This is a genomic window from Streptomyces paradoxus (genome assembly GCF_014202475.1).
Classification (GTDB): domain Bacteria; phylum Actinomycetota; class Actinomycetes; order Streptomycetales; family Streptomycetaceae; genus Streptomyces; species Streptomyces paradoxus.
Window position 1 is genome coordinate 166,923 of sequence record NZ_JACHGV010000006.1, and the last position, 21,204, is coordinate 188,126.

The 21,204-nt window shown below is 71.1% G+C and carries 21 protein-coding genes and 6 tRNA genes; 11 read left to right on the forward strand and 16 right to left on the reverse strand.

The window, feature by feature from the left end; genetic code table 11:
- Positions 1-97: 97 nt before the first annotated feature.
- From HNR57_RS40600 to HNR57_RS21115, 3 genes are all read left to right on the forward strand, one after another.
- Positions 98-1,759 (forward strand): helix-turn-helix domain-containing protein, encoded by a 1,662-nt coding sequence (locus HNR57_RS40600; protein ID WP_184561668.1) that lies wholly within the window; start codon positions 98-100, stop codon positions 1,757-1,759.
- 251 nt (positions 1,760-2,010) lie between these two features.
- Positions 2,011-3,366, forward strand: coding sequence for a type III PLP-dependent enzyme domain-containing protein (locus HNR57_RS21110; protein WP_184561670.1), 1,356 nt, complete (start codon positions 2,011-2,013; stop codon positions 3,364-3,366).
- 11 nt (positions 3,367-3,377) lie between these two features.
- Positions 3,378-3,584, forward strand: a complete 207-nt coding sequence (locus HNR57_RS21115) for a hypothetical protein (protein WP_184561672.1) — start codon at positions 3,378-3,380, stop codon at positions 3,582-3,584.
- Positions 3,585-3,677: 93 nt separating this feature from the next.
- On the opposite strand, the gene HNR57_RS21120 is transcribed toward HNR57_RS21115, so the two are convergent.
- From HNR57_RS21120 to HNR57_RS21150, 7 genes are all read right to left on the reverse strand, one after another.
- Entirely contained in the window at positions 3,678-6,413 is a 2,736-nt protein-coding gene (locus HNR57_RS21120; RefSeq protein ID WP_184561674.1) for an exo-rhamnogalacturonan lyase family protein, read from the reverse strand.
- A 113-nt stretch (positions 6,414-6,526) separates the two neighbouring features.
- Positions 6,527-7,156 (reverse strand): hypothetical protein, encoded by a 630-nt coding sequence (locus HNR57_RS21125; RefSeq protein WP_184561676.1) that lies wholly within the window; start codon positions 7,154-7,156, stop codon positions 6,527-6,529.
- A gap of 7 nt (positions 7,157-7,163) precedes the next feature.
- Positions 7,164-8,084 carry a carbohydrate ABC transporter permease gene (locus tag HNR57_RS21130; protein ID WP_184561678.1) on the reverse strand — a complete coding sequence of 307 codons (921 nt, stop codon included), beginning with the start codon at positions 8,082-8,084 and terminating at the stop codon, positions 7,164-7,166.
- The gene (locus tag HNR57_RS21135) at positions 8,081-9,082 is read right to left on the reverse strand and encodes a carbohydrate ABC transporter permease (RefSeq protein WP_184561680.1); all 1,002 of its coding nucleotides are present in this window, start codon (positions 9,080-9,082) and stop codon (positions 8,081-8,083) included. Before HNR57_RS21135 ends, HNR57_RS21130 begins: the two co-directional genes overlap by 4 nt.
- Positions 9,082-10,371 (reverse strand): ABC transporter substrate-binding protein, encoded by a 1,290-nt coding sequence (locus HNR57_RS21140; RefSeq protein ID WP_184561682.1) that lies wholly within the window; start codon positions 10,369-10,371, stop codon positions 9,082-9,084. Before HNR57_RS21140 ends, HNR57_RS21135 begins: the two co-directional genes overlap by 1 nt.
- 1,382 nt (positions 10,372-11,753) lie before the next feature.
- Positions 11,754-11,825: transfer RNA gene (locus HNR57_RS21145), tRNA-Val, on the reverse strand.
- A gap of 46 nt (positions 11,826-11,871) precedes the next feature.
- Positions 11,872-12,330, reverse strand: a complete 459-nt coding sequence (locus HNR57_RS21150; protein WP_184561684.1) for a TIGR02611 family protein — start codon at positions 12,328-12,330, stop codon at positions 11,872-11,874.
- A gap of 191 nt (positions 12,331-12,521) precedes the next feature.
- Between HNR57_RS21150 and HNR57_RS21155 the strand changes: the two genes are divergently transcribed.
- Positions 12,522-12,935, forward strand: a complete 414-nt coding sequence (locus HNR57_RS21155; protein WP_004002642.1) for an SsgA family sporulation/cell division regulator — start codon at positions 12,522-12,524, stop codon at positions 12,933-12,935.
- 305 nt (positions 12,936-13,240) lie between these two features.
- Positions 13,241-13,801, forward strand: a complete 561-nt coding sequence (locus HNR57_RS21160) for a CGNR zinc finger domain-containing protein (protein WP_184561686.1) — start codon at positions 13,241-13,243, stop codon at positions 13,799-13,801.
- Between the two features lie 83 nt (positions 13,802-13,884).
- On the opposite strand, the gene HNR57_RS21165 is transcribed toward HNR57_RS21160, so the two are convergent.
- Both HNR57_RS21165 and HNR57_RS21170 read right to left on the reverse strand, forming a co-directional pair.
- Complete coding sequence (locus tag HNR57_RS21165; protein ID WP_167345902.1) at positions 13,885-14,061, reverse strand: hypothetical protein; 177 nt, start codon at positions 14,059-14,061, stop codon at positions 13,885-13,887.
- 151 nt (positions 14,062-14,212) lie between these two features.
- Positions 14,213-14,650 (reverse strand): hypothetical protein, encoded by a 438-nt coding sequence (locus tag HNR57_RS21170; protein ID WP_184561688.1) that lies wholly within the window; start codon positions 14,648-14,650, stop codon positions 14,213-14,215.
- 176 nt (positions 14,651-14,826) lie between these two features.
- Between HNR57_RS21170 and HNR57_RS21175 the strand changes: the two genes are divergently transcribed.
- Positions 14,827-15,351, forward strand: coding sequence for a DsbA family protein (locus tag HNR57_RS21175; protein WP_184561690.1), 525 nt, complete (start codon positions 14,827-14,829; stop codon positions 15,349-15,351).
- 31 nt (positions 15,352-15,382) lie between these two features.
- Here HNR57_RS21175 and HNR57_RS21180 read toward each other — a convergent pair whose 3' ends face one another.
- From HNR57_RS21180 to HNR57_RS21190, 3 genes are read right to left on the reverse strand one after another with little or no spacing between them, the layout of a single operon-like run.
- Positions 15,383-16,207, reverse strand: a complete 825-nt coding sequence (locus HNR57_RS21180; protein WP_184561692.1) for a GNAT family N-acetyltransferase — start codon at positions 16,205-16,207, stop codon at positions 15,383-15,385.
- Positions 16,208-16,261: 54 nt separating this feature from the next.
- Complete coding sequence (locus HNR57_RS21185) at positions 16,262-17,083, reverse strand: aminotransferase class IV (protein ID WP_184561694.1); 822 nt, start codon at positions 17,081-17,083, stop codon at positions 16,262-16,264.
- Positions 17,080-18,123, reverse strand: coding sequence for a chorismate-binding protein (locus tag HNR57_RS21190; RefSeq protein ID WP_184561696.1), 1,044 nt, complete (start codon positions 18,121-18,123; stop codon positions 17,080-17,082). Before HNR57_RS21190 ends, HNR57_RS21185 begins: the two co-directional genes overlap by 4 nt.
- Before the next feature lie 176 nt (positions 18,124-18,299).
- Between HNR57_RS21190 and HNR57_RS21195 the strand changes: the two genes are divergently transcribed.
- From HNR57_RS21195 to HNR57_RS21215, 5 genes are all read left to right on the forward strand, one after another.
- Positions 18,300-18,372 (forward strand) — tRNA-Gly (locus HNR57_RS21195).
- Between the two features lie 36 nt (positions 18,373-18,408).
- Positions 18,409-18,482: transfer RNA gene (locus HNR57_RS21200), tRNA-Cys, on the forward strand.
- 1 nt (position 18,483) lies between these two features.
- Positions 18,484-18,555 (forward strand) — tRNA-Val (locus HNR57_RS21205).
- A 24-nt stretch (positions 18,556-18,579) separates the two neighbouring features.
- Positions 18,580-18,651: transfer RNA gene (locus tag HNR57_RS21210), tRNA-Val, on the forward strand.
- A 43-nt stretch (positions 18,652-18,694) separates the two neighbouring features.
- Positions 18,695-18,766, forward strand: a tRNA-Val gene (locus tag HNR57_RS21215).
- A gap of 54 nt (positions 18,767-18,820) precedes the next feature.
- Here the strand turns inward: HNR57_RS21215 and HNR57_RS21220 are convergent.
- From HNR57_RS21220 to HNR57_RS21235, 4 genes are all read right to left on the reverse strand, one after another.
- Complete coding sequence (locus HNR57_RS21220) at positions 18,821-19,111, reverse strand: TFIIB-type zinc ribbon-containing protein (RefSeq protein WP_079128894.1); 291 nt, start codon at positions 19,109-19,111, stop codon at positions 18,821-18,823.
- 79 nt (positions 19,112-19,190) lie between these two features.
- On the reverse strand, positions 19,191-20,129 hold the full coding sequence (locus HNR57_RS21225) for a phosphotransferase family protein (RefSeq protein ID WP_313674266.1): 939 nt from the start codon (positions 20,127-20,129) through the stop codon (positions 19,191-19,193).
- A 202-nt stretch (positions 20,130-20,331) separates the two neighbouring features.
- Complete coding sequence (locus tag HNR57_RS21230) at positions 20,332-20,541, reverse strand: hypothetical protein (protein ID WP_033309611.1); 210 nt, start codon at positions 20,539-20,541, stop codon at positions 20,332-20,334.
- A 234-nt stretch (positions 20,542-20,775) separates the two neighbouring features.
- A complete protein-coding gene (locus HNR57_RS21235) occupies positions 20,776-21,015 on the reverse strand; it encodes a DUF8836 family protein (protein ID WP_184561700.1) in 240 nt (79 codons plus the stop codon).
- Between the last annotated feature and the right edge of the window lie 189 nt (positions 21,016-21,204).

The window sequence follows — 21,204 nt, forward strand, 5'->3', positions numbered from 1 at the left end:
AGGCCGTCTCGACTGCGGACAAGTCCCGTGATGTCATACGTTCTCCGATCGGCCGCCAGCACGGCGGCACGGTCGGGCGGGGGACGGGAGAGGCATCGTGGCGGACTCGGGTGAAGCGTCGGGCCGGGGTGGGGGCGCCGGGGACCAGGGGACATTGGAGCGCCTGCTCTCGGTGGTGGGGGCGGGGGCCGTTGAGTTGCACACGGCCCCGGAGGGACTGCGGACGCGGGTCACCGGGGTGCATGTGCTGGACGCCCTGGAACCGGTGATCAGACCGCGGGAGTTACTCCTCGCGGTCGGCGTCGACCCGGGATCGGCGCACGCGCTCGACGTGGTGCGCCGGGCCGGTGAGGCCGGTGCGGCGGGTGTGGTGTTCGGCCCGGGACGGCCGGAGCCCACCGCGAAGGCGTTGCAGTCGGCCGCGGCGGACAGCGGCACGGCGGTGCTCTTCCGCACAGCCTGGTGCACCTGGGCCCAGCTCGTGGGGGTGCTGAGGGCCGGGCTGGCCGCAGCGGGTGCTCCCCCGATGCCGGCCACCAGCGGCGTGCCCCTGGGCGATCTGGACTCCCTGGCCGACGCGGTGGCCGCCCTGGTGGGGGGCTCGGTGACGATCGAGGACACGGAGTCGCGGGTGCTGGCGTACTCGTCCACCGAGGAGAACGTGGACGAGATGCGCCGGCTGACCATCCTCGGCCGCCGGGTTCCGCCCTGGCGGGTGGCGGCCATGCGGGAGGCGGGGTTCTTCCAGGCGCTGTGGGGTGCGGGCGACGTGCTGCACCGGCCCGCCCACGGGCAGGATCCGGAGCGTCTGGTCGGCGCCGTGCGGGCGGGCGGAGAGGCGCTCGGGTCAATCTGGGTGGCGGCGGTGGCCGGCCGCCCCCTGTCGCCGAACGCCGCGGAGACGCTGCGCGCGGCGGCCCGGACCGCCGCCGCCCACCTGCTGCATCACCGCACCCACAGCTCGGACGGCCGGCTGGTGGAGGATGCGGCCCGGGCACTGCTGGAGGACCGCGGATCGGTCGAGGTGCTCGCGGAGCGGGCCTCCCTGCCGCCCCGGGAGCCCTGTGCCGTCCTGGCCGTGGGCACCGGGCCCGGCCGCTCCGCGGACGACGGCCCGTCCGGGCTGTACGGCCTGCTGACGTTGCACTGCGCGGCCCTGGGGCACCGCGTCGTGGTGGTCCCGGCGGGGGGCGGGACCCTGGTGCTGGTGAGCGGGCTGGAGCGCGCCGCCGAGCGCGCCGACGCCCAGGTCAGGCGGCTCGGGAGCGCGCTGGCCGATCAGCTGTCGGCGACGATCGGCTCGGCGGTGAAGGTGGGGCTCGGCGACGTGGTCCCCGGCCTGGCAGGGGCGCCCGCGTCACGCCGGTCGGCCGAGCGGGCCCTGCAGGCGCTCGTCGCGGCCGCCGGACCGCACGCCGTCGCGCGGTGCGAGGACGTCGCGGACACGGTGGGAATCCTCCAGGTCGTCGATGCCCTGCGCGAGGTGACGCTGCCGCTGCGGACCTCGGTGGCCCGGCTGAGGGAGTTCGACGCCGATCACGGCGGCAGTTGCCTGGTGGAGACCCTGCGGGCCTACCTCGACCACTTCGGAGACGTGTCCGCCGCATCGCGCGCGCTGGGCGTGCACGCCAACAGTCTGCGCTACCGGTTGCGCCGTATCAGGCAGGTGTCGGGGCTGGACCTGGAGAGTCCCGACGCCCGGCTGCTCGCCCAGGTGCAGTTGCGGCTGGGCGGCGAGGCCGGTGGCGCACGCCCCTGAGTGTCCGGTCCCGGGGCGCGAGCGGGCGCGCGTGCCGGCCGCGGTTCGGCCGGGGCCACCATCGGAGGGCCTCCTCTTTGTCGTATCGGACAACTCCTCTGCTCGGCAGAGGAGTTGTTGCGCCCGACCGCCGTGGGTGAGGCCCGCGTCTTTGACGACTCGACGAAGACGCCGTCCCGGTACGGGCCGCAGCCTGGTGTTGAACCCGGGACGGTCCCGGGCTCCGCGCGTACGACACCGGAAGGCTCACCATGACCGGACTGACCCCCGCCGCCGAACGGCGCGAACGGATCCTCCAGGAAGCGGTGCGGCAGCAACTGCTGGACGCCGGGCGGTCCCAGCTGGCCGCCTTCGTCGACCTCGACGGCGTCGCCGCGACCGTCACTTCCCTGCACCGCGCCTTTCCCTCCGCGCCGCGGGTGCTGCACGCGTTCGCCGCCAAGGCGAACTGTCTGGTGCCGGTGCTGGCGGAGCTGCGGCGGCTCGGCATGGGCTGCGAGGTGGCCACCGCGGGTGAGCTGGCCCGCGCGCTGGCAGCCGGGTTCGCACCCGACCGGATCGTCTTCGACTCCCCCGCCAAGACGGAGGCCGAGCTGCGGCACGCCCTGGACCTGGGTGTGGCCGTCAACGCGGACAACTACCAGGAACTGGCGAGGATCGACCGGGCGCTGGAGGGCCGCTTCCCGGTCTCGCGGATCGGGGTGCGCGTCAACTCCCAGCTCGGCGGCGGCAGCATCGCCGCGATGAGCACGGCGACGAGCACCTCGAAGTTCGGCGTCCCGCTGGCGGACCCGGGAAGCCGGCAGCGGTTGCTGCGCGCCTACCACGACCACCCGTGGCTGACCTGGGTGCACACGCACGCCGGTTCGCAGGGCTGCCCGCTCGACCTCATGGCCGGCGGGGTCGGGCAGGCCGTCGCGTTCGCCGAGGAGGTCAACGCCTCGCTCGGGCGGCGCCAGGTCGTCGGCATCGACATCGGCGGCGGACTGCCCGTCAACTTCGCCGACGACGAGACCACACCGACCTTCGGCACGTACGTCCGGCAGCTGCGCGCCCACGCTCCCGCCCTGTTCTCGGGCGGGTACGAGATCGTCACCGAGTTCGGGCGGTCCGTCCTCGCCAAGAACGGGTTCTTCGCTGCGTACGTCGAGTACACGAAGAGCATGGGCGGCCGGCCGATCGCGGTCACCCACGCCGGTGTGCAGGTGGCCACCCGGACGGTTTTCAACCCCGACGCCTGGCCGCTGCGGATCGAGGCGCACGACGCGAGCGGCAGGACCAAGCGGGGCGGACCGGTCCGCCAGGACATCGCGGGACCCGCCTGCTTCGCCGGGGACCTCCTGGCACGGGACCGCGCGCTGCCGCTCCTGGAGCCCGGTGACATCGTCACCGTCCCGGACACCGGCGCCTACTACTTCTCGACGCCGTTCCACTACAACAGCCTGCCCGAGCCCGCCGTGTACGGGGTCCGGACGAGTGGTGACGGCGACGATGTCCGCTTCGAACTCCTGCGTCCCGCGCAGGATCCGTGGGACGTGCCGGGCCCGGGCGGCCACGGCGTGCCCCTGCGGCGACAGGCGCCCGAGCCCGTTCACGGCGTCGGGTAGGGGGCACCGAGGTGGCACAGGCCGACCGCCGAGGGCCCGGCCGGGACGGACCGCTCATCAGTCAGCGTGCCGCGATCGTCTTCCTGCTGGCAGCCCTGGCCGGCATCGGTGCCACCGTCCTGGCGGCCCTGGCCGGCAACGTGTGGCCGGTCGCGGTGAGCGTCGGAGGCGGGGTGGTGGCCCCGGCCGTCCTGTTCTTCAACCAGATCATCGACTAGGTCGTGTCCGCGAGATCCCCAGGACGAGCGGTTCCCGCCACGGCGTCGCCACGGGAACCGCTCGTTCCGGCTTTCCGCTCCTTCAGCGTCCCGCTACGGCATCTTGTCGCCGAGCAGCGCCAGGTTCTCGATGGCGGCCAGGCCGTACAGCGCGGTGTCGTTCGTGGACACCCAGGTGGCCTCGCTGCCCGGCACCAGCGCGACGGGGCCGCTCAGCTTCTCCGTCCGCCAGGGCGCCGACTCCTTGTAGCCGTCGGAGTTGTAGAACTTCTCCCACGCCCGCTTGGCGAGCTTCTCGTCCCCCGTCTTGACGGCCGCGTACGCGTCCAGGCGCGAGTGGCCCTGGAAGAGCAGCAGGTTGCCGAAGTTGGAGCCGTAGCGTGCCGCCTGTTCGGCCTTGGTGGCGTTGAAGTAGCGGCAGTAGTCGAAGTACGCCTCGTTGAACTTCGGCATGTCGACCAGGTCGATGAGCTCGGCGCACAGCTCGTTGAGGCCGAAGACTGCCGAGAGGTGCGAGACCTCCACCTTGGCGGTCCCGGCGACGGCGAACCTGCCGGTGTCCAGGTCGTACAGGCCGCTGCCCTGGACGAAGCCGTTGGGCTGGGCGGCGATGGTCTCCATCGTGGACAGCACGCGGGCCTTGGCCTTCTCCCACTTCGGGCCCTTGCGCTCCCACTCCGTCAGCCACGCCGACACAAGGCCGCTCCAGTCCGTGCCGAAGCCGATCGACAGGGCGTGCCGGTCGGGTGTGTAGGGCTCGGTGCGGATCTTGCGGATGGGGTCGAGGACGAGGAACGTCTCGTCGGAGTCGACGTTGGCGTGCATGAGGTCGCCGACGCGTTCGTCCGCCGTGAGGAAGTAGTAGTAGCGCCGGTAGGTGGTGTTGGCGATGCGCTGCTGCTTGGCGCTGTCGGCGAAGTGCTGCACACCGTGCCGGGTGCCGAGGCCCGCCCATTTGCCCAGGTGGTAGACGTCGACCTCGCCGGTGTGCCGGGTCATCGCCTCGGCAAAGCGGAAGATGTCGGCGCGTCCGGAGCGCAGGTAGGCGAACCAGAGCCACAGGTCAGGCGACAGCTCGGAGTTGTCCCAGGCGTAGCCGCCGACGTCGTAGCGCCACTGGTGCCGGAACGTGTCGTAGGTGTGCATGATGTCGCCGTAGTCCCAGAAGCCGTACCAGCGGCGCTGCTCCACCTGGTCCTTGTAGTAGGTGAGGAGGAAGTCGAGGTGGTCCTCGATCTTCGCCTTGGCCGGGGTGGAGCGGTCGGGCTCGGAGTACAGGCCCGGCCCGAAGACCTTGGCCTTGATGAGCTGCTTGGGCGGGGCGGCCAGCTGCGGCAGCACGCGGACGGCCTCGACCTGCTCGGCGAGCCGGTCGGGGCTCGGGGTCGAGTCGTTGGCCCAGAAGAGGAGTTCGGAGGTACGGGCGATGCCGTACGGGGTGCCGAACTCCGGCTCGTAGTCCTCGTAGGTGATGTTGAGTCCTTCGAGCTGCTCCGGGAAGGTGTCCTGGCCCATGCCGTCGTGGTAGAAGCGCATGTCCATGGGCTGTGCCTCGGGCGACCAGAGCCAGAGAGTCACTTCGGCCTCGTCCGTGTGGGCGTCCCGGATGTCGAGCTGGGCGGGGAACTTCTCCCAGAAGTCCCGCAGCCCGAAGGAGAACCCGCCGCTCGCCCCGCCGACGTAGCCGAAGCCGGACGCGCGCCGGCCACCGCCCGCGGCGACCCAGCCGTGCCCCTTCTTCGTGCGCTTGCGCAGTGTGAAGCCGTCGGCGGAGAGCTGGGAGAGGGTGTAGTCGCCCCACTCGGGGATGTACTGCAGCCGGGTCGTCACCCGCTGGTCCCAGGTGGCGGGGTCGGGCAGCTTCTTGCCCTCGAACTGGGCCGCCTGCACGGCCGCGCCCGGGTCCCGGCGCAGTCCGGTGATGCCCTTGACGGCCTCGCGCAGCAGTCCGGTGCCGTCACCGCCGATGCGGATGTGGCGGTCGTACGACTCGTCCCGCATCGGCACGGTGAAGCGGACGCCGAGGCCGCGGATGAAGTCACCACTGGCCTTGCCCGGCTCCTGCGTGCCGTCGTAGGTGATGGTGTGCACCATGCGGAAGGAGTCGGCGCCCGCGTAGAAGTAGAGCCTGATCGAGAAGGGCAGCCAGCTGCGGCCGCCCTTGCGGTGCTTGCCGTCGATGCGGACGACCGCGCGGACCGGGCCCGCCTGCTCGACCTCGACCTTGGAGATGGCGCCGTCGAAGCGCTCGGTCCTGACCCCGCCCTGGTCCTCGTCCTCGATCTCGGGCTGGCGGATCAGCACGAGCCGGCCGTTCTTCGCGATCTCCGTGGAGCCGCGGGTGACGGACTTGACGAGGGTGGAGCCGGACTTGCCGATCTTGGCGGTGATGACGCCGGTGGAGATGTCGATGGTGCCGCCCCGCTTCTCGACGGTGACCTTCTTCTCGGGAGCGGCGGGGGTCCCGGCGGCGAGGGTGAGCTTGCCGTCGCCCGAGGCGACCGCGTGCGCGGTCCACTTGAGGGAGCCGTCGGGCCAGTAGGCGATCGGCCAGGACTGTACGGGTACGGCCTTGCCGCCGGCGTCCGTCAGCGCGAAGGTCTGGTCCTTCTGGTACGCGCCCTTGGGCCAGGGCACACCGACGGTGGAGCCGGGTGCGGCGCCGAGGCCGCCGTCCTCCAGCCAGTCCAGGGTCACCGGGTCCGCGTCGGCGGGTTCGGCGCGCGGTGCGGCCTGGGCGTCCTGGGCTCCCAGCGCCCAGCTGAACTGGGCGGCGGCTCCGGTGACGGCGGCCGCCTTGAGGAGGGATCTGCGGGGGATGGGAGACATGGCGATGCTGCCTTTCCTCGTCCGTGCGGGAAGCGAATCCGTACGTGTGCAGGGGCATGACAGAAAGAGGTGCGGCGCGGGGGCGCCGGCCTGGAACATGGGGGCCCCGCAGCTCAGCGGTGCAGGTACCGCTCCTCCACGGCGACGGCCGCCGCCGCGACGACGCCGAGGACCGCGATCGCCAGCGGGGCGGCGAACCAGGCGGACACGGCCACCACAGCCAGCCCGCCGACGATCAGGAAGGACCCGGCCGGATCGAGCACCGTCCGCCGTCCGGCCCCGGCCAGCAGCGTCCGCCAGCGGGCTCCCGGCGCCCAGACCGCCGCCGCGCGCAGCCCGGCGACGACGAGCCCGATCAGCGCGACGACCCCGGCGGCCCCGACGAGCGGCCCGCCGGGAATCCCCGCCCGGGCCGCCTGCACGTCCACCCAGACCGCGGCCACGGCCGCCCACCCGGCGAGCCCGGCGAGCCACCCGCCGCGGAGCGCCGCGCGGAAGTCCGCGGCGAACTCCCGCCAGCCACCGCCCTCATGAGCGGTCCGGCGCCGCAGATGCCGCGCCCCGGCGGCGAACGCGGCGGGATAGGTGACGACTCCCAGTGAGGCCACCGCGATCCACACACCGGTCAGCAGGCACTCGGCGAACACCGCGAACCTTCCCCAAGCTCTCGACTCCGCTCGAGCAGGGGACGCCCCAATGGCCAGTGCCGACTCCCCCCGTCCCTTCACCCGTGTCCCGGCCATGCCCGCCTCAGCCCTTCAGACCCGATGTGGCCATGCCGTCGATCAGATACCGCTGGAAGGCGAGGAAGAAGGCGAGCACCGGCAGCAGCGCCACCAGCGACATGGCGATCATGCCGCCGTAGTTGGCCAGCCCTTCCTGGTCGACGAACATCTTCAGGCCGAGCGAGACGGTGTACTTGTCGGGCTCGTTGAGGTAGATCAGCGGGCCCATGAAGTCGTTCCAGGAGTTGATGAAGGTGAAGATCGCACTGGTGATCAGGGCCGGCCGGCTCAGCGGCAGGACGATCGACCAGTAGATGCGGAGGTGCCCGCAGCCGTCGAGGCGGGCCGCCTCGTCCAGTTCCCTGGGCATGTTGCGCATGAACTGCACCATCAGGAAGACGAAGAACGCCTCGGTGGCCAGGTACTTCCCGAGCAGCAGCGGCGTGTAGGTGTTGATCATCTCCATGTTGCGGAACAGCACGTACTGCGGGATCAGCAGCACGTGGTACGGCAGCAGGAGCGTCCCGATCATCAGCGTGAACAGCAGATTGCGGCCCGCGAACCTGATCCTCGCGAAGGCGTAGGCCGTCAGCGAGCAGGACACCAGGATGCCGACGACCGAACCGACCGCCAGGAGGAGCGAGTTGAGGAAGAACGTGGAGATCGAGATGTCGGCGATGCCGTCGGCGAGGCTCTTGTAGTTGTCGACGACCGGGTTCCCCGGGAAGAGGTCCAGGCTGCCGACGATGTCCTCGCTCTTCTTGAAGGACCCGCCGACCACCCAGATCACCGGGTACAGGATCACTGCGAGGATCAGCAGGGACCCGAGGTGCCAGGCGAGGGAAGCCGGCAGCCTGTGCCGCAGTCCGCCCCCTCGCGGGGTGACGTCGGTGGCCGATGGGGGTGCCCCCTGATCGAGCGAAGTCGAGAGATTGGGGGAACTCATCGGGCGCCCTCCTCGTAGTGCACCCAGCGCTTCTGGGACCAGAACAGCACCGCCGTCACCAGGGCGACCGCGACGAGCAGCATCCAGGCCATGGCGGAGGCCAGCCCCATCCGGCTGTTCTCGAAGCCCTGGACGTAGAGATAGCAGGTGTAGACCATCGAACCGTCGGCGGGACCACAGGCGTTGCCGCCGGCGCCGCCGCCCACGATGTACGCCGAGCTGAAGATCTGGAACGAGTGGATCGTCTCCAGCAGGACGTTGAAGAAGAGGACGGGGGAGATCATCGGCAGCGTGATGTTCCAGAACCGCCGCATCTTGCCGGCCCCGTCGACCTCGGCCGCCTCGTACAGCTCACGCGGGACCTGCTTGAGACCGGCCAGGAAGATGACCATGGGGGCGCCGAACTGCCAGACGGTGAGCGCCACCAGGCTGTAGATGATCATGTCCGGGTCGCCGGTCCAGCCGCCCACGTCGATCCCGAAGATCTTCTGGGTACGGTCGACGACCGCGTCGTCCGAGAAGATCGCCTTCCACACGATCGCGACGGAGACGCTGGCGCCGATGAGCGACGGCGCGTAGAAGGCGGCCCGGTAGAAGGCCTGCCCGCGCCGGCTCTGGGCGAGCAGCAGCGCCACCCCGAGGGCGGCGATCAGCTTCAGCGGCGTGCCGACGGCGACGTACCAGAGCGTCACCTGCACCGAGTGGCGCCAGCGCGGATCCCCGAACATCTCGGAGAAGTTGTCGAAGCCGATCCACTGGGGCGCGTCGAACAGGTTGTAGTCGGTGAAGGCGAAGTAGAGCGAGGCGATCATCGGGCCCGCCGTGAGCAGCAGGAACCCGGCGATCCACGGGGACATGAAGAGATAGCCGGCCAGGTTCTCCCGGCGCCGCCGCCGCTTGAGGGCGGCGGGGCGCCCGGGCTTCACCGGACCGTGCCGCGGCTCGGAGTCCTGGGACAGGCCCTCCAACGCTGGGGCGTGTGTCACGGTGGTTCCCATCAGGTGCCGAGAGCCGTCTTCGACTCGGTGAAGAACTGCTTGACGGCCTCGTCCACCGACCGCTTGCCCAGGGCGAGTTCCTCGGCGATGCGCAGGAACGCGGACTCGCAGATGTCCGCGCCGTTCGGGTGCGGTGTGATGGGCTCCAGGACACCGGCCTTGACGAGGGACTCCTCGTAGGCGGCTATCGCCTTGTTGACCTCGTCGGTCGGCTGGTACGCGTCGTACTGGGCCTGGGTCGCGGGCACGCCCCGGTCGTAGCCCATGATCTTGGCGACCTCGGGGTCGTGCACCATGAAGTCGATGAACTGGGCGACTTCCTTGGGGTGCCGGGTGCGCTTGGAGGCGCTCAGCATGAGCGAGCCGAGGTACTGGCCGGTCTTCTTGCCGTCCGTCGTCGGGATGGGGGCCAGGCCGTACTCGCTCTTGCCCTCGGAGGTGTAGCGGACGGTGAAGTTGTCCCAGGTGAACTCGCCACCGGCGAGCTCGGCCGCGACCGCCGACTTGGGCTTGATCTGGGCGACCTTCTTGGCGTCGGCGTAGAGGCCGTCCTTGACGCCCTTCTCGGCCTTCGTCCACCAGTCCGCCAGATCCGACTCGGTGAAGCCGAGCCCCTCCTCGGTGAAGAACGCCTTGCCGTTCTGGCGCAGGTACAGGTCGTAGAGGTACATGACGCCGTACATGCCGCTGTCGCCGGCGCGGCCGGTCTTGTCGCGGATCTTCTTCATCGCGGCGTCGAAGTCGTCCCAGGTCCAGCCCTGCTCGGGCTTGACGCCGGCGCGGGTGTAGACGGGCTTGTCGATGACCAGGGCCATGGAGTTCGAACCCACCGGAACGCCCAGGAGCTTGCCGTCGATCTCGCCGAACTTCTCGAGGCCCGCGCGGAATCCCTCCATCCGGAGGTTGCCCGCCTTCGCCTGCTCGCTCAGATCCAGCAGCACGTTCTTGGCGTCGTATTTCCGGAGGAAGCCGATCGCATTCTGGAACACGTCCGGCGGATTTCCGCCGGAGGCCTGGGTGTTGAACTTCTTCCAGAAGTCGAGATAAGGCTGGAAGTCCGTTTTCACCTTGATCTTCGGGTACTTCTTCTCGAAGAGCGCGATGGTCTTGTTGATTCTCTGGGCGCGGTCCTCCGCACCCCACCACGCGTAACGGATCGTCACCGTCCCGTCCGCGGAGGCCCCTCCGTCACCACCGCAGCCGGTCGTCGCGGCCAGCCCCAGCGTGGCCGCCGTGGCTCCGGCCGCCTTCAGGACGGTACGTCTCTCAACATTCCTGCCGTTCACCACGGTTGGACCTCCCCGCACGTCGTGCCGCTCGCATGAATCGTTTCAAGTAAGCGCTTGCTGGCACAAGGTACGGAGGGGCTGAGGGTGCGTCAATGATTCGGACAAGAATTTCTTACCGACGGGGCGGGCGGCAGGGCGGGCCGAGGGGGCGGGGCTGGAAGCGCAGCCGGAGGATGTCCCTGGTGACGGCCACGCTTCCGGAGCGCCGAACACCGCGGGGCGAGTCGGGTTGATTCCGGGCGCGACCGAAAGACGACGGTGGGGCGGACGGGCGAATGCCGGTGCGGGGATCGGATTCGGCCACGGGATGCCGGGGTGAGGGAGGCGGTTTTCGGCCATGTGGGGTGGGGGCGAGGGGTTTGTGGGGTGAGCGCGGGTGGGGGATGCCCAGGGTTGCGGCCGTGCGGCCGGCAGGGGGCGGCATGGGTGCGCTGGTGGCCGGGATGCGGTGATCAATACGGTCGGCCGGAGGGCGGCGGGACGGGGGGCTCATGCCTGGGAACCGTTTGACCGTGCGGGAGGAGGGCGGGGAGGCCGCTCGGGCGGTCTGACATCCAGGACTCGGTGATCGTAGGGGTCGGCTGAGAGAGCGGGGCACGGCGGTTTGGTGCTCGGGGCTCAGTGAGTCCGGGTGGTTGTGCCGGGAGCGGGCGCCGGGTGGGGTGGGGCGGGCTGACGGCGGACTGCGTCGATTCGATGGCTGGATCTCGGCGGGAAGCCGGCTCGGCGGGGCGTGAGCCGTCCGAAGGGGAGGGGCGCGGCATGCCCTTCCGCGGTTGGGCAGTGACCTTGCTTGGCCGGCAGTACGGGATCTCGCCATCAGTCGGCTCGCGCGGGGGGGCGACTGCGCGAGCGGCGACCGGGCCTGGACTCCCCCGACACCCGGCCCCTGGCGGTATCGGCACCAGCCAAGCCGATGGAGCCCGCCGGCGCCCGGCAAGGTGCGCAGCGCGGCGAGAGGCTCACCAGGCACGGGCCCTGGCAGGCTCAGCAGGGGGTGAGTATCGGCCACCGAGCGGGCTCGAACGACAGATCTCAGCACCGGTCGGCTAGACGACGGCGTCAGTGGCCAAGGGCTGCCTCGTACGCCCTGCCCGAGGGGAATCTCGCCCCAGCCTGATGCGCACGCAGGCAAGGATGTGCAGGCTCGGCCCGGGCGAATCCCGGCTTCGGACTCAGCCGTCCCGGGCTCGCGAATCTCAGCCCTCACCGGCCCCACAGAGAGCTCGGCGGCGTGAGCAGCCCCGGGCGGATCCCGATGCCACCAGCAGCCCGGGCACGCTGGCCGTCGCTCCCCGCCCGACGAACGGCCCCGGCGAAGCCCTGCTCCACACAACGACGGCAGCCCACCTGCGCAATCGCAGATGGGCCGCTGGTCCGGGTGGGCGATACTGGGTTCGAACCAGTGACCTCTTCGGTGTGAACGAAGCGCTCTCCCACTGAGCTAATCGCCCGGACGCAGGAAGAACATTACCCCATGTCAGGGGGTGCCTGTGACGCTCACTGGTCCTTGATCTTCCACGGCATCGTGATGCCGAACTTCCACAGGTAGATGCCCGCCAGCACGCCGATGATCACCAGCCCGATCGACGTCAGGATGATGTTGCGGCGCCGCACCCTGGGATCGAGCGCACGCTGCGCCGCCTCGGTGACCTTCCGCTTGGTCCAGCGGAGGACCAGCTGGGCCCAGACGAACTCCGTCGCCCAGATCGCCATGCCGCCGAAGATCACGACCCACCCCGGTCCGGGCAGGGGCAGCATGATGATGCCGGTCACGACGACCGCGAGCCCGATGATGAAGACGCCGACCTGCCAGCTGAGGTGCAGCGCCCGGCGGGCCTTGATGAATTCCGGCGCGCGCGAGCCGAGCCCGCGGTCCTGCTCGCCGTACGCCTCGCCCGTCCCCGTCTCGTTCGACGCCACGGCCACCTCGCCCGGCTCGTTACTCCCCGTATTCATACGGCCAAACACTACCGGAGCGAAACCAGTCACCGGAATGGACGCAGGACGCGAACGATCCCTCAGCCGGAAGAGTTACGTAAAGGCACGCAAAACACTCAGAGGGGTTTACAACGGCACCGTAGGTGGCATGTCGATTTCGCCGACGTGCGAATCCCCGAGCGCACACTGAGCGAAAGGCCCTGGCGCTTATGAACACCACGGTCAGCTGCGAGCTGCACCTGCGCCTCGTTGTGTCGAGCGAGTCCTCCCTGCCTGTCCCCGCAGGCCTGCGGTACGACACGGCCGACCCCTACGCCGTGCACGCCACCTTCCACACCGGAGCCGAGGAAACCGTCGAGTGGGTGTTCGCCCGCGACCTCCTCGCCGAGGGACTTCACCGCCCTACGGGCACCGGCGACGTCCGCGTCTGGCCGTCGCGCAGTCACGGCCAGGGCGTCGTGTGCATCGCCCTGAGCTCGCCGGAGGGCGAGGCCCTGCTCGAGGCCCCCGCACGGGCCCTGGAGTCCTTCCTGAAGCGGACCGACGCCGCCGTGCCGCCCGGCACGGAACACCGGCACTTCGACCTCGATCAGGAGCTCTCGCACATCCTGGCGGAAAGCTAGGGCGAAGCCCTCACAAAGCCGCCCGGCGCCGTCGACTCGGGGAGACGGCTCGGGCCCGGACAACCGCATACGGGATGACACCGGCGCCGGCACCGCGGATCACGCGGTACGGCGCCGGTTCGCGTGGGAGCGCCCCTCCCCCGGTGTCCCTTCCCCGGTGTCGCGCCGCACGGGAACCCTTGCGGGCCGGGAGGCGTTGTATTCGAAGCCATGTACGGGCATGAGGCGGTCCGGCGGAGGTGGAGCCGTTACCATCGGCCAGCATCGGCGGGCGCCCGCCCGACCCTCAGGCCAGGGAGCGAATCGTGCTGATCACCCACGACACCCGGTGCGCCCTCGACACCGTGGTCGATCTGGTGAACACCGCACCGGAGGACGACACGGCGCCGGACGGGCTGCCGGACGTGGCGACCCTCGCGGACTTCGTGCGGAACCACGAGATCAGCGATGTCGGGGTGCTCTCGGACTTCGACCTTTCGGCGGTGCGCAAGATCCGCGGACGCTTCGCCGCCGTCTTCGCCGCCCCGGACGCCCGGGCCGCGGCCGGGCAGATCAACGAGCTGGTCGCGGCGGCCGGCACCACGCCCCGGCTCACGGACCACGACGGCTACGACTGGCATGTGCACTACTTCGCGCCCGGTGCCTCCGTCGCCGATCATCTGGCCGCCGACTGCGGGATGGCGCTGGCGTTCTTCGTGGTCGCCGGGGAGCAGGAGCGGCTGCGGCGGTGCGAGGCACCGGACTGCCGGCGCGCCTTCGTCGACCTGTCCCGCAACCGCTCGCGGCGGTACTGCGACAGCCGCACCTGCGGAAACCGCCTGCACGTGGCCGCGTACCGGGCGCGCCGCAAGGAGGCGGCGGGCTGACACCCGGCGCCGGGGCGCACGCCGGGAAGGATGTCGATGCCGACGCGGTCCCGGCGGGTGGCGCCGGGCACCGCGGGTGAGGCTCACAGCAGCAGCAGATCGTGCAACGAGGCCATGAGCAGCAGACTCCCGATCACCGCCAGGAAGATCATCAGCGGTGGCTGAGAGAGGGCGAAGAGGCAACCACGTGGCTCGTCCTGCCGGGGATGTGGCTCGTCCTGCGGCGGTGCGGGGTCGCTCTGTTTCGTCGTGTCCAGCATCTCGCGCCGATGATGACGCAGTCGCCCCATCGGGCGCGATCAGCGGCCTCGTTCCGTGCGGGAGTGCACCTATTCCGCCTGGTCCGGTTCGGGTTGTGATCATTTCCGCGCACCGGCGGACCCACTGTGACGATCGGCCCCGGGCGGGCCGTCATATGCCGTGCTTCTTGAGGATGGCCTCGATGTCGCTGAAGTCGTCGTCGCGGGGCGCCTGCGCCGGCTTGGCCGCCGGCCGGGCGCCCTGGCCCAGGGAAGGCGCCGAGGCGGCGGGGGCCACCGTGTCGGGCCGGTCGGCGGCGCGGGCGGCCGCCCTGCGCTCCTTGCGGGTGCCGCCGCGGCGGCGCTCCACGGCTCGTGTGGTCATGAAGAGCACCCATGCGAGGCCGAGCACCCCGAACCCGGCCCAGGCCGTCGGACTGAACGCGGTGTCGGCCAGCCACTCGACGACCCCCGTCATCACGAGGCCGATCGGGACGAGGGAGTAGGCCGCGACACGGACGGCGGCGAGGTAGCGCTTGCGGTACGCCGTGACGATCGCAATGCCCAGGCCAGCCGCGGACACGGCGGAGCAGACGGTCTCGGCAATCATCCGGTCCTCCAGGCGTGGCGCGGTCGGGTCGGGGCCCTTCGTCCCTTCCATCCTGCACCCGCCGCACCCCGGTGGGCCATGTTCCGGCCCGACATCAGGGACATCTCCGGGTCGCCTCCTCCGCGGGTGCCGGTGCGGGCTGCGCCTCCGCCCTCGGCTGCTGGGAGACTGTCGGCATGAGCGACTCCTCCTCCGACCGTTCCGCCGCCCCCGTCCTGGAGATCTGGTGCGACCTCCAGTGCCCGGACTGCCGTACCGCGCTGGACGATCTCCATGCCCTGCGCGCCCGCTACGGCGACCGCCTGGAGCTGCGGCTGCGGCACTTCCCGCTGGAGAAGAACAAGTACGCCTTCGCCGCCGCGCAGGCCGCGGAGGAGGCGTGGGAGCAGGGCCGGGGATGGCCGTACACGGAGGCCCTGCTGGGGCGGGTCGAGGAGCTGGCCCGTAAGGGAGAACCCTTCCTGGTCGAGGTGGCCCGCGAACTGGACCTGGACGCCGAGGAGTTCGACACGGCGCTGATCGACGGCCGGCACATCCTGATCGTGGACGCCGACCAGGCCGAGGGCAAGGCGATCGGTGTGACCGGCACCCCGACGTACGTCATCGGCGGGGAGCGGCTCGACGGCGGCAAGAGCCAGGAGGGGCTGCGCGAGCGCATCGAGGAGATCGCGGACCGGCTGCTGGCCGGGCAGGAGCACTGATCGCCCTCACCCGGCTCCGGCTCCCGGGCCGCTACAGCAGCGGCTTGTACAGGGCGTACCGCTCGGTCTCGTAGCCGAGTGAGGCGTAGAGCCGTTCGGCCGGGGTGTTGCCCGCGAAGACGTTGAGGCCGAGGATCCGCCTGCCCTCGGCGATGGTCTGGGCCTCGGCCAGCAGCATCAGGGTGCGGCCGTGGCCCTGCCCCCGGTGGGCGGCGTCGGTCTCGACGTCGAAGACGAACGCGCTGCTCTCGCGCACCGCGAGCCACAGCGTTCCCACGGGCGTCCCCAGGTGTTCCACGACGCTGATGAGCGTGCCCGGGGTGGCGAGACCGTCGGGCAGCAGGGTCGCGTGGTCGCGCTCCGACTTGACCCGGGCCTCGGCCTCCGGGACGCCCCGCTCGATCCAGCTGCGCGCGTAGTCCTCCCGGCCCTTCTCCAGCCAGGGGCCGAACTCCGCCTCGGTCATGGGCCGGGCGCGGCTGCCCTCCGGCAGCTCCGGCGGGGTGTCGCCGAGCTGCTTCTCCAGGCCGCGGTTGCGGACGACGTAGCCGAGCGCCGTGGCGAGCCGGAGTCCCGCCTCGGACGTGGCGGGGACCACCGCCTCGATGCGGTGGCACCCCCAGCCGCGCGCCACCTCCTCAGCGGCGAGCGCGGCAACCGTGCCCCGGCCCCGTCTGCGGTCGGCTTCGTCGATGCGCAGCTTCGTGATCCGGGCCACCGTGGTGCCGAACACGGGGTGCGTGTCGAGGCGTATCACCCCCACGGGACGGCTGTTCACACATACCTGGTAGCGGCGTGAGCGCGTCCCGTCGGCGTTCTGCTGAAGCGGCTCGGTCGGCCGCAGGGTCGTGGTCATCAGGGGTGTTCTACCCGCAACCACGGTCCCGGTCAGCCGAATTTGCCGGGACTGTCAGGGGTCGAGGTCGTGCCCGGAGCGCTCCTCGAAGATCCGCATGGCCTTGGCGGTCACCGGGCCGGGCGCGCCCGGCAGCTCACGGCCGTCGACGCGGTGCACGGCCTGCACGTCCCGCAGGGTGGATGTCAGGAAGACCTCGTCGGCCCGCTCCAGGACGTCCAGCGGCAGGTCGGTCTCCTTGGCGCCCGTCCATTCGGCCGCGAGCGCCCGGGTGATGCCCGCGAGGCAGCCGGAGGCGAGCGGCGGTGTGTGGATCTCGCCGTCGAGGACGACGAAGACGTTCGACCCGGTGCCCTCGCACAGCTGCCCCACCGTGTTGCCGAACAGGGCTTCGGACGCGCCCTGTTCACGGGCCCGGGCGAGGGCGACGACGTTCTCGGCGTACGAAGTGGTCTTGAGGCCGGTGAGCGCGCCGCGCTCGTTGCGGGTCCAGGGGACCGTGATCACGGCGGTGGAGTCGGGGCGGCGGGTCGTCTCGCCGAGGGCGACGACGAGGGTCGGGCCGTGCTCGCCCCGGTCGGATCCGAGGGGGCCGTCGCCGCCGGTGTAGGTGATGCGGAGGCGGCCGAGAGGGACGGGGTTGGCGTCGAGGACGGCGGCGCAGGCGCGGCGCACCTCGTCGTGGTCCGGGTCCGGCAGGCCGAGGCCGCGCGCGGAGCGGGTCAGCCGGTCGAGGTGCCGGGTGAGCGCGAACGGCCGGCCGGCCACGGCCTTGACCGTCTCGAAGATGCCGTCGCCCACGGTCAGCCCGTGGTCGAAGACGGAGACGCGGGCGGACTCGGTGTCCTGCAGCCCGCCGTCGAGCCAGATCTTCACGTCAGGTCCTCCCCACTCAGCTCGTACACTCCCGACGCTATCGCGAGCAGCCGGGCCGCCTTGAGCTCGGTCTCCCGCCACTCCCCCTCGGGATCGGAGCCCCAGGTGATGCCGGCGCCGGTGCCGAAGCGCAGCACGCCGTCCGCCCGGTCGATCCAGAAGGTGCGGATCCCGACGGCCAGCTCTCCGGTTCCCCGGTCGGCGTCGACCCAGCCGATACCGCCGCAATACGGCCCCCTGGGCGCCGTCTCCAGCGCGTCGATGATCCGCAGGGCGCTGGACTTGGGCGCGCCCGTGACCGAGCCGGGCGGGAAGGCGGCGCCGAGCAGCTCGGCCCAGCCGGTCCCGTCCGCCAGCTCGCCGCGGACCGTCGAGACGAGATGGACCAGCCCGGGGTGTTTCTCGACGGCACACAGGTCGGGCACCGTCACACTGCCCGTGGCGCACACCCGTCCGATGTCGTTGCGGACCAGGTCCACGATCATCACGTTCTCGGCGAAGTCCTTCTCCAGCAGGTCCGCCTCGGTCCGGCCGGTGCCCTTGATCGGCCCGGACTCGACGACCCGGCCGTCGCGCCGCAGGAAGAGTTCCGGGGACGCGGTGGCGATCTCGACGCCGTGCCCAGGCAGGCGGATCGTTCCTGCATAGGGCGCCGGGTTGCCGCGGGCCAGCAGGGCGGTGAGGGCGTCCACGTCGGCGCCGGGCGGGACGGGCGCGGACAGCACCCGGCACAGGTTCGCCTGGTAGACCTCGCCGGCCGCGATGTGGTCGCGGATCCGCCGCACAGCGGCCGTGTACGCGGCGCGATCGAGCGAGGACGTCCAGTCACCGGCGGCCGGTGCGCGCCATGCGCCGGGCACGGGAGCCGGCACGTCCGCCGTCCGGACCTCCGCGAAGCGGGCGCAGGTCAGACGGCCCTCGAAGTCGGCACAGACGGCCCAGAAGCCGCTGGACTCCAGGGCCTCGGGATCATCGGTGACGTCGAGGAGCCCGGTGGCGAGGCGGTCGCCGAAGCGGGCGAGAGGAGGGAGGTCGAGCACGCATCGAGTCTATGGCGGGGGCCCCGCGGGTGACCGGGGATGTCCTCCCGGGCGGCCTTGTGACCTCCCTGAGCAGGGGAAGCGCAGCACGCTGCACAAACGCGTTTTTGTACTGGCCCCGGAATCCGCTAGAGTTCAACACGTCGCCGGGCCGCGAGGGCGGACCGAAACGACAGGCGGACGTAGCTCAGTTGGTAGAGCGCAACCTTGCCAAGGTTGAGGTCGCGAGTTCGAACCTCGTCGTCCGCTCGAAGGAAGAGGGGGCTCCCGGCCCCCTACACTCCTGGTGGAGTGGCCGAGAGGCGAGGCAACGGCCTGCAAAGCCGTCTACACGGGTTCAAATCCCGTCTCCACCTCCAAGGACGATTAGCTCAGCGGGAGAGCGCTTCCCTGACACGGAAGAGGTCACTGGTTCAATCCCAGTATCGTCCACTGGATCTCCCGAGATCCCAACCCGCGCGATTAGCTCAGCGGGAGAGCGCTTCCCTGACACGGAAGAGGTCACTGGTTCAATCCCAGTATCGCGCACGCAGTGCCCATGATCCGCTGCATGCTGTGGTCATGGTCCCGAGGACGATTAGCTCAGCGGGAGAGCGCTTCCCTGACACGGAAGAGGTCACTGGTTCAATCCCAGTATCGTCCACATCACAAGGAGCCCCCGGCCGTTCGCGGCCGGGGGCTTCTGTGATGTCACGGCTCAGGACGAGAACAACATGCGACCGAAGCTCTTGTTGCGGTGGTGACCGTGGTGGCCGTGATGTCCATGCCCGCCGTGCGGGGCACCCCAGGCGGGGGCCGGAGGGGCGGGGTAGGCCTGCGGGGCGGGCGGAGGCGGCGGGGCGGCCTGGGACCACTGGGCCTCCAGACGGGTCAGCGACTCCAGCTCGCCGTAGTCGAGAAAGATCCCGCGGCACCCGCTGCACTGCTCGATCTGGACACCGTTGCGGTTGTACGTGTGCATCGGCGCACGGCACTTCGGACACTGCATGGTCGTTCAACTCCTCGCCGGTCGGTCCTGCTTCACATCTCGCCAGGACAGACTCTGTCCCGCTGTGCTCGGTTGCACCCTACTTCGCGTGCTCCTGCACCAACTGGGGCGGGACGGTAGCCATTCGGTCACAGGCGTCCACGACCGACTGCTCCACCTCGTCCAGCGGGCGGCCGGCCGCGACGGCCTTGGCCACGGCCCGGGCCGCGGTCTGGGCGGTGAGGGCGCGGGCGGGGACGTCGAGGGCGGGCCAGGGGTCGCCCTCGGCGGGCACGGCGGGACCGCCGGCCTCCCGATAGGCGGTGAGGAACCGGTCCCACTCGCCGGGCGGGAGCAGGCCGCAGGCGTACCAGGCGGCGGGGCGGGCGAGGTCCCAGGCGGGGACGCCGACGCCGACGTCGTCCACGTCGATCAGCAGCCACGGCCCGTCGGCGGGGTGTCGTACGAGCTGGCCGAGGTGGAGGTCGCCGTGGCAGAGGGTGCCGGTGTGCGGCATCGGGGCCTCGGCCCGGGCCCAGGGCGGGAGCGTGGCCCAGGCGCGCAGGACGGGCGCGGCCGCGGGGTGCGGGCCGGCCTCGCGGAGCCGGGCGACGGCCCGGGCCGCTTTGGCGGGGCCGCGCATGACGGGCAGGCCCTCCGGAGCCGGGGTGCGGTGGAGGCGGGCGAGGAGTGCGGCGGCGGCTTCCCAGGGTGCGGCGTCCGGGTCGTCGGGATCCACGGGGGTGCCGTACGGCCAGAACGTCACCAGGCGGCCGTGCAGGTCGACCGGGGCTGGGTCCAGTGGGGGCAGGAGGATGTCGGGGTGCCGGGCGGCGAGGGTGAGGCGGCTCGTGAGCTCGGCGGGGGTCGTGTCCAGGGGGTGGGCCTTCGCGACGGTGTCCGCGTGGCGTACGACGGTGCCGTCCGGGCGGTCCGCGAGCGTGGCCGCGCCGCAGGGGCAGACCGGTGAGCGGGCATGGGCGGCGGCTCGGGCCCTGGCGGTGAGACCGGCCAGCAGCGGGCCGGGGACGGAGTTCACCGGGTGAGAGTACGCGCCGACGGGACCCGCTGGAGGGGGGCGTGTCCGTTCCGGGTGCTCCGCGCCGGGGGGGCAAAAGCAATGCCGGCGCAGCTCCCCAGCTGCGCCGGCATTTGTGCCGTCCGCCGCACCCCCGTCCCCACGGGGTTTCATGGTCGGGATGTCCCCGCCCGGACCGCTCTTCCGGGCCTGGGGTCGCCGCTCAGCGCCCCAGCATCTCGCCCACGGACGACGCCTGTGTGGCCACTGTCTCCCACCCGTCGAAGACGAGGAGGAGCAGGACCGCCAGGGGAAGGGCCATCAGCGTCGCCACCAGCGGGTGGCGACGGCCCTGACGGCGGGGGCGGAACGCGGCGGCGTACACCTTGCGTCCCTCCTCGCGGAGCAGCGTCCGCGGAGCCGTCTGGGCCATGGTCCCTCTCCTGACCTCTGTCGGTTGTCGTTGGCAGCGGCGGGCGTCTGACCTCGGGGGACGAGTGCTGCACCCGCCGCTTGACCTCAAATCTAGGTGTCCGGCCCTCTCCAGGCGTCATGCCCTCGTACCGATTGCCGGGCCTCCCGGAGGATGAGCCGCCACCTGCGATGTACTCCCCTGGTTGGAGACGGGGACGCGGGTCTCAGGGTCTTCCCCGAGGGGGCGACCGGATCACCCCTCTTTGTCCGAGCCGTCCTCTCGCGGAACCGGCTGCTCCACCAGGGCCAGCACCCGATTCGCCATGAAGCGGGCGGTACGTACGACCGTCCCGCTACGGGTGACTTCGCTCACTTCCACGACACCTCGGCGTACCGCCGTCTCCACCCTGCGGCCCGCCCTGCTCGCCACCACCTCGTATGTGCGCGTCGTGTCCCCCGCGTCCACGACTATCTCCACGCGATCACCCTTCACAGGACCAATCCCCCTTCTGCGACGGGTGGTTGGGATCACTCTCCACGCGAAGTCCGCCTCTTCGCGCCCTCCCTGACCACCTTTCAAGTCTCCCACCCACCACTGACAATCCATCACCCTGAGAGGGCGCGGCCTCTGCGCGCGGGCGGCCGTGGAAACGTAAGCTGTGGCTCGTCACATGACCGGGCA

Excerpts from the sequence above, each read along its gene's own strand:
- HNR57_RS21110 (WP_184561670.1), top strand. The coding sequence starts at position 2,011 with ATGACCGGACTGACCCCCGCCGCCGAACGGCGCGAACGGATCCTCCAG.
- HNR57_RS21120 (WP_184561674.1), bottom strand. The coding sequence starts at position 6,413 with ATGTCTCCCATCCCCCGCAGATCCCTCCTCAAGGCGGCCGCCGTCACC.
- HNR57_RS21125 (WP_184561676.1), bottom strand. The coding sequence starts at position 7,156 with ATGGCCGGGACACGGGTGAAGGGACGGGGGGAGTCGGCACTGGCCATT.
- HNR57_RS21130 (WP_184561678.1), bottom strand. The coding sequence starts at position 8,084 with ATGAGTTCCCCCAATCTCTCGACTTCGCTCGATCAGGGGGCACCCCCA.
- HNR57_RS21135 (WP_184561680.1), bottom strand. The coding sequence starts at position 9,082 with ATGGGAACCACCGTGACACACGCCCCAGCGTTGGAGGGCCTGTCCCAG.
- HNR57_RS21150 (WP_184561684.1), bottom strand. The coding sequence starts at position 12,330 with ATGAATACGGGGAGTAACGAGCCGGGCGAGGTGGCCGTGGCGTCGAAC.
- HNR57_RS21155 (WP_004002642.1), top strand. The coding sequence starts at position 12,522 with ATGAACACCACGGTCAGCTGCGAGCTGCACCTGCGCCTCGTTGTGTCG.
- HNR57_RS21165 (WP_167345902.1), bottom strand. The coding sequence starts at position 14,061 with ATGCTGGACACGACGAAACAGAGCGACCCCGCACCGCCGCAGGACGAG.
- HNR57_RS21170 (WP_184561688.1), bottom strand. The coding sequence starts at position 14,650 with ATGATTGCCGAGACCGTCTGCTCCGCCGTGTCCGCGGCTGGCCTGGGC.
- HNR57_RS21175 (WP_184561690.1), top strand. The coding sequence starts at position 14,827 with ATGAGCGACTCCTCCTCCGACCGTTCCGCCGCCCCCGTCCTGGAGATC.
- HNR57_RS21180 (WP_184561692.1), bottom strand. The coding sequence starts at position 16,207 with ATGACCACGACCCTGCGGCCGACCGAGCCGCTTCAGCAGAACGCCGAC.
- HNR57_RS21220 (WP_079128894.1), bottom strand. The coding sequence starts at position 19,111 with ATGCAGTGTCCGAAGTGCCGTGCGCCGATGCACACGTACAACCGCAAC.
- HNR57_RS21230 (WP_033309611.1), bottom strand. The coding sequence starts at position 20,541 with ATGGCCCAGACGGCTCCGCGGACGCTGCTCCGCGAGGAGGGACGCAAG.